The 5,668-nt window shown below is 39.7% G+C and carries 8 protein-coding genes; 4 read left to right on the top strand and 4 right to left on the bottom strand.

What is annotated here, in order from left to right; genetic code table 11:
• Positions 1–255: type II toxin-antitoxin system RelE family toxin (locus tag AAEY68_RS20420; protein ID WP_350586774.1), on the bottom strand; the 255-nt coding region annotated here is incomplete at its 3' end.
• Positions 245–487: a type II toxin-antitoxin system RelB/DinJ family antitoxin gene (locus AAEY68_RS20415; RefSeq protein ID WP_165734371.1), complete on the bottom strand. Its 243-nt coding sequence runs from the start codon at positions 485–487 to the stop codon at positions 245–247. The genes AAEY68_RS20420 and AAEY68_RS20415, both read right to left, overlap by 11 nt.
• Positions 488–1,106: 619 nt before the next feature.
• Between AAEY68_RS20415 and AAEY68_RS20410 the strand changes: the two genes are divergently transcribed.
• The 3 genes from AAEY68_RS20410 to AAEY68_RS20400 are packed head-to-tail and all read left to right on the top strand — an operon-like array spanning position 1,107 to position 2,969.
• Positions 1,107–1,355 (top strand): hypothetical protein, encoded by a 249-nt coding sequence (locus AAEY68_RS20410; protein WP_350586773.1) that lies wholly within the window; start codon positions 1,107–1,109, stop codon positions 1,353–1,355.
• A complete protein-coding gene (locus AAEY68_RS20405; protein ID WP_350586772.1) occupies positions 1,342–2,238 on the top strand; it encodes a site-specific integrase in 897 nt (298 codons plus the stop codon). The genes AAEY68_RS20410 and AAEY68_RS20405 overlap by 14 nt, the downstream gene beginning before the upstream one ends.
• Positions 2,235–2,969 (top strand): hypothetical protein, encoded by a 735-nt coding sequence (locus AAEY68_RS20400; RefSeq protein WP_350586771.1) that lies wholly within the window; start codon positions 2,235–2,237, stop codon positions 2,967–2,969. Before AAEY68_RS20405 ends, AAEY68_RS20400 begins: the two co-directional genes overlap by 4 nt.
• On the opposite strand, the gene AAEY68_RS20395 is transcribed toward AAEY68_RS20400, so the two are convergent.
• Together AAEY68_RS20395 and AAEY68_RS20390 are read right to left on the bottom strand one after the other, a co-directional pair.
• Entirely contained in the window at positions 2,966–3,181 is a 216-nt protein-coding gene (locus AAEY68_RS20395; protein ID WP_350586770.1) for a hypothetical protein, read from the bottom strand. The two genes, AAEY68_RS20400 and AAEY68_RS20395, sit on opposite strands and share 4 nt — an antisense overlap.
• 77 nt (positions 3,182–3,258) lie before the next feature.
• Positions 3,259–4,194, bottom strand: coding sequence for a replication initiation protein (locus tag AAEY68_RS20390; protein WP_350586769.1), 936 nt, complete (start codon positions 4,192–4,194; stop codon positions 3,259–3,261).
• A 487-nt stretch (positions 4,195–4,681) separates the two neighbouring features.
• Here AAEY68_RS20390 and AAEY68_RS20385 point away from each other — a divergent pair, with 487 nt between their 5' ends.
• Complete coding sequence (locus AAEY68_RS20385) at positions 4,682–5,371, top strand: hypothetical protein (RefSeq protein ID WP_350586768.1); 690 nt, start codon at positions 4,682–4,684, stop codon at positions 5,369–5,371.
• Positions 5,372–5,668 lie beyond the last annotated feature (297 nt).

The raw sequence follows: 5,668 nt of genomic DNA, 5'->3' as shown, positions 1-5,668 counted from the left end.
CTCTGATTTATCTCTTTTTCCTATAGCGACAACAAGGATCGACACTTTTTCATCGTGCACTTGGTATATCAACCGATACCCAACTTGACGTAATTTAATCTTGTAGCAGTCTGGGAGTTCTCGTAGTCGGTTAGCTTCAACCCTTGGTTGTTCCAGTACTTCACCTAACTTCTTTTTAAACTGCTCACGCACGGTTGCGCCTAACTTACGCCATTCCTTAAGCGCACGGGGATCAAATTCTAACTCATAGGTCATCTAGCGAGACCTTTACTCCGGTTTTTGGATCAGCTAAACGGGCTTGTGCCACAGCAATAAGCGCTTCATCTTCACTTGTTAGCAGCACAGATTTAAACGGCAGTTTTTCTCTTTGTGCAACGTATTCCAGTGTTTGTCTCAATAACTCTGATGGCGTTATTCCTAATTTTTCTAACGCTGCGTAAGAACGCACTTTCAGATCATCATTCACACGAATATTTATAGTAGCCATAACGCACCTGTAATTACAATTGTATACACCATTGTATTCCACTGACACAACTTTGCAAGCTCCAAAAACGGATTAAAATCGCCTGTGGGCGATTTTAAACGTTTTTGTGAGCCAACAAGCGCAGCGCGTTAGCCCCTGCCAAAACAGCGTGAAAAAGTTGAAAATTGTGCAAACCTCCAAATCGCTGGGTACAACTCGTAAAACGAGCTGTAACCCAGCGATTTGGAGCCATAAATAAATTTCACGCAAAATCTAAAACGCATTGCGTGAAATTGATTTATTTTTGACTTTTTTTTTGTTGCTTGTAATATAGGAAGCTCTTAAAGAGTAGTGCCTATAGCACCGTACTTTTCCGGTTAGTACCAATCAAAACCGAGACTGAAAAAAACCATTTCAGTACTGAATCCATACAATAAATTTGGAGGCTATACGCTTCTCAGAAAAGAGAAAATCCGTTCTAAAGCTCGTAAAGCTTAAGTCTTATCAACTTTAATTGATGCGTTTAAGGTGAGAACAGTCCGAACCTATGCAAACGATATTGCAAAACAGGGGCGAATAGGTATTCAGTTACCGCTGAGTTAAGCGACAGCTTTTCCAGTTAGACTTACAAAGAGAAATTATGACCAATTTTGATCTAGATAAAGAAGTTGCAGAGTTAAAACAAGATTCAAAGCTACGCAAAAAACGCAGCTATAGCCAGCGTAAATCAAGGTTAGATAAGTATTATGCTGAGATAGAAGGATTGCGCCAACGCGGATCGACAATAGCGGAGATCACACGTTGGTTAAGCAAAAGAAAACGCTTCATAGTAGCGGAATCTACTGTTCATCGCTGGTTAAAAAGTAAAGATATTCATGGCAAGATTTAGTGTAAAAACCCCTGAGCAGCAAGCGTTTTCTGTCACCAAGGATTTCACACGTAACAATATATTAGACTCCATAAGAACGGTTGATAATTATCGTGGGGCACTGGAAAGTGTAGCAAATAATATGCAGCAATATGGGCTGGGTGACTTATTAAGAGGTCTGACTCCAGAAACCGCCAATTCATACTTGAATATCCGCGCTGAAGAAGTTCGTCAATCGCAATTAAATATGGAGCGCCAAGCAATACAGTGCATGATGCACAACGTTACAAAAGTACTGGAAAAAAATGATAAACTAGACGCTTCAATAAAATCAAAGCGTGAAACCATAGAAGCCAGCCGCTCTTATACTCCAGAGCAAGTACACGCCATAGCCTCCGCACAAAATGAACGTAACGCACTGGCAACAGAAATTGCATATGCAGCTGGACTACGAGCACATGAATTATTGACGTTACAACGTATAGAAGAGCGAGCCCCATCAAACAGACCTGCACTAGAAAGTAAATTTAATGGTCGTGATGGAGTGAGTTACACCGTACAAGGAAAAGGCGGTCTTGTACGAGAAGTCGTTTTACCTCATTCACTTTCAGAACGCTTAGAAAGCAAACGCCTGGACACAGCAAACACTGTAAGAGACAGAGACATAAATTATCGTTCTCAGTATGATATTGCAGGTGGCCAACGCTGGTCTAACTCATTTTCTGCAGCATCAAATCGTGCTCTTGGGTGGTCATCTGGTGCACATGGCGTTCGTCATTCATACGCTCAAGAACGTATGTCCGAGTTACAAAATCAAAGATTAAATTACACTACGCGTCTAGAAACTGTTAGCCAAGAAATGGGGCATTTTAGACCGGATATCACAGAGGTTTACTTACGATGAAATACCTTTTCGCTCTTGTTATTGCTTTAGGTTTAGCCGGTTATTTTGGGTATCAATCTCTCGATAATTACTACGAAAGTAGGGTTAGTGGTGATGTGAAATTTTATCCCAATCTAAAAAAATTCGCTTACACCGAAAGTGCTGATGGCGAGTTAACGGTTACATTTAAAAGTACCAGCAGTACAAAATTAGGCTGGGAAAACGTATGGGATAACAGCTTAGCCTTAGCTACAGGTGCATTAGTTGGTGGAACAGCATTTATACTTTTGTTTTTTTTCTGTGGGCACAGACTCATAAACATTGAATTAAGTAGTAAAATCAAATCCCTTGAAGCTAAAAACGAACATGACTTAAATGAATATAAAAAGCAGTTACAAAACAAAATAGAGCAGGCTAATAGTGCAGAAGAAACTGCGAAAAGCGCACTCAACGATGAATTTGCAGAAGCAGAAAGACTACAGGATAGAGCTCAACAAAAATTAATTGAAGCTGAAAATGAAAAGCGCAGTACTGAGAAATTAAAAAGAGAAGCAATAGCATTGGTAAACGAAGCAAAAGCTAAGCAATCCGAAGCAGAGGATTTAAAATCAAAAGAAGAAATAAGTAAACTTCACGCTAGCCAAGCTATGCAACGCTATAAACGAAAGGTAGATAAGCTTAAAGTAGATCAGGATGAACTATTTAAATTCGTTAAAAAGCACCACCCTAGTTTGATAAAAGATGATAACTAAAACTTAGACTCATTCCAATATTTAGCCAAATAGTCAATAGTTTCCTGAGAAACATGATTAATTCCTTGAAAAATTATGTGTGCTTGTTTTTTCTCTTCTTTAGAAGGCCACTTTCCGTATCGAACTTTAAAAATAACATGATGCCAATATTGGTCATAACAACGCTGATAACGAATAAATTGACACTCAGCTAAAAACTCTACGTTACTCAAAAGTAATCACCTCTCTGTAATATGTAAGAAAACCCAAAAAAGGCTATTATCTGATAGGGCTTATTCGATCACTACAATCATTGCTTTAAATAAAGGCTAACTGTGCTTGCTGAAATGCCCAAATCCTGTGCTATATCACGATTTGAATAACCTTGCTCTTTGAGTCTTAAAACCTCTGGTTGTAGCTCCGACTTTGATTTGCCATTAGATGTTGGGCGTTTAGAAACCTTACCACCTTTAGCACCTTGTTTAGCTTGCCAATCACTAAAGCCGGCTGCGCTAAAGTTCTTATGCGTCCATCGCGCAACGCTCTTGGCTGTGGCTTTAATTTCACTTTGCGGCAGAGGCTCTTTGAATGTTTTTTTATTGTAACCCTCAGCTCTGGTTAAACACGCTTCGAGCCAACGTTCGTACTCCGGCCACCCCTGCCTAATCGCTTTGTAAGCCCACGTACTGAGGTAATCAAATAAGTTACAGTTACGCCCTAACCCGTAGTCAGGAAGTCGCCTACGGCCACTGTAGGCGCTCAAATCGACATAATCAGCGAGCCAATCCAAATTATATAAGCACGGCTCCCATGTAGAGACTTGCCAATGTGGATTTAAAGGGTTCTTACAAATAAGGCCAGCGTAACCTATATCGGCACCAAGCTTTTCTCTTAGCGCGTTTTCCACGGCTGCAGCGTAGCGTAATGGCGCACTGCGGCCATCTGGTGCCGTTCGGATAGAAACTTCAAGGCCGTAAATCAAATGTGCATGGCCGTTTTCGCGATTAGTCGCAATAATATTGGGTGCGGGTGCACCTGAATCGTACCAATCTAAAGATGCATTCGATTTGTCTACGTCAAACACTAACCAGTATTTATGAGTAGGGCCATTCGCTTGGATATAACGTGATTTGATAGCGTTCTGAGCGCGGGCAATCGCTAAGCCATTCGCGAACTCGTCTGTATGGTACGGCTTTTTAGGTAAACGCTGCTCAAAAAGTGAGAGCTGTTGAGCACTGTTATTCAATTACCACCGCGCTTATGGCGGCTTTGACTTGTGAAGTGTTTTTCATGTGTTATTATTCTTCCTGAGATTTATCTCGAACCCTGATCTCGTAGTTCTTCCGCCAAGATGATGCTACGAATCGGGGTTTTGTTTTATTAGGGCTTAGGTTACGCCAAAAAAATAAGCTGAGCAAGTGCACCCTTGAAAACCATAGAGTGTCACTTTACCCACAAAATACAGCCTTCATATCTAAATTCAGCCCAAACACCAAAAAGGCCGCGATAGCCCATACCGGTTTTTATGTTAAATACGTTTTCTCAGGACAAACTCCCCGTTTGTGCCCATCAAAGCGTTTGTTTTTACCCGGTTCACACTCAGATTGGGTGCAGTTCCTGCAGGCGAACAATAAGGATTAGCGAGATATCGTCATGGCACTTGCTAAATACAATATAAAATTTAGAAATAGTAATATCTTAGGTGATTTGTTAAAACTATATAAAGTAGAAAAATGAGCTTTTCATCGGCACCAGTGTCGAATTTTAATAAGGATATAAAAGTGAAGTATTGTTTAACTTTAGTAAGTGTTTTTTTATTAACAAGCTGTGCCACTAAACCAAAAGTTGAGTGGATAGCGAGCACTGATTTTGACCCTTTTACTGATCAAACTGCTTGCTCAGTAACTACTGGAAGTTTATATACCCAATCTTCTGTATACACTTATACAAACCACCTATACCCATTTATTGAAGTAGTCCATGGTGAGTTGCGAGTAGGACTTAAAAGTGGTGGAAAATATAAAGTGCCGGTAGGCGACATTCAATTACGAATTGATAAAAACAAAGCTTGGGATATTTCAACAAATGAAACCCCTGTTGAAACCTCAGTGAGTGCGAAAGATAACCCTCAAGTAGATGTCATCTCTGAATACACTAAAAACCTTCCGGCAGAGCAGCGCGAACTGGTTATTAACTCTTATAAAGTAGCGATGAATTCGACTGGGAAAATGTTTTCCCCTTATACTGCAGCTACTGGCGACAAAGCAAAAGCTATCCTTAAAGAGATGTTAAAAGGTAATACTTTGATTTATCGCACATTAGGTTTTAGCCAGGTGCCTAATTACGGTGGAGGAACTACGGGAGAATTTATGTTAAATAAATCATTACAAGTGGCATTAAATAAGTGTCAAATTAAGATTTAAGAGGGGATGGGCAACTAACCCCAAAAAACGGCTAAACTCGTTTTCCGGTGCCTTTATAAATAATCTATTTCATCTTTTTAGACACAGGTTTTTTCATTTTTGTTTCAAGTGAAACAAAAATGAAAAATCTTAAATTTAATCTTTAAAATCAAAAGCATAAACGCAATAACTACTGTTTATCAAAAAACGGTTAAACTCGTTTTCCAGCGTCTTTATACGCCTCTGATTTATCTCTTTTTCCTATAGCGACAACAAGGATCGACACTTTTTCATCGTGCACTTGGTATATCAACCGAT

This window comes from Pseudoalteromonas sp. RB2-MNA-CIBAN-0110 (genome assembly GCF_040309305.1).
GTDB lineage: Bacteria > Pseudomonadota > Gammaproteobacteria > Enterobacterales > Alteromonadaceae > Pseudoalteromonas > Pseudoalteromonas arctica.
The sequence above is the reverse complement of the archived record's forward strand: the minus strand, read 5'-3'. Positions and strand labels throughout refer to the sequence as shown.

Bases quoted from the DNA above. Each gene is read 5' to 3' on its own strand.
- AAEY68_RS20415 (WP_165734371.1), bottom strand. From the start codon at position 487: ATGGCTACTATAAATATTCGTGTGAATGATGATCTGAAAGTGCGTTCT.
- AAEY68_RS20400 (WP_350586771.1), top strand. From the start codon at position 2,235: ATGAAATACCTTTTCGCTCTTGTTATTGCTTTAGGTTTAGCCGGTTAT.
- AAEY68_RS20405 (WP_350586772.1), top strand. From the start codon at position 1,342: ATGGCAAGATTTAGTGTAAAAACCCCTGAGCAGCAAGCGTTTTCTGTC.
- AAEY68_RS20410 (WP_350586773.1), top strand. From the start codon at position 1,107: ATGACCAATTTTGATCTAGATAAAGAAGTTGCAGAGTTAAAACAAGAT.
- AAEY68_RS20385 (WP_350586768.1), top strand. From the start codon at position 4,682: ATGAGCTTTTCATCGGCACCAGTGTCGAATTTTAATAAGGATATAAAA.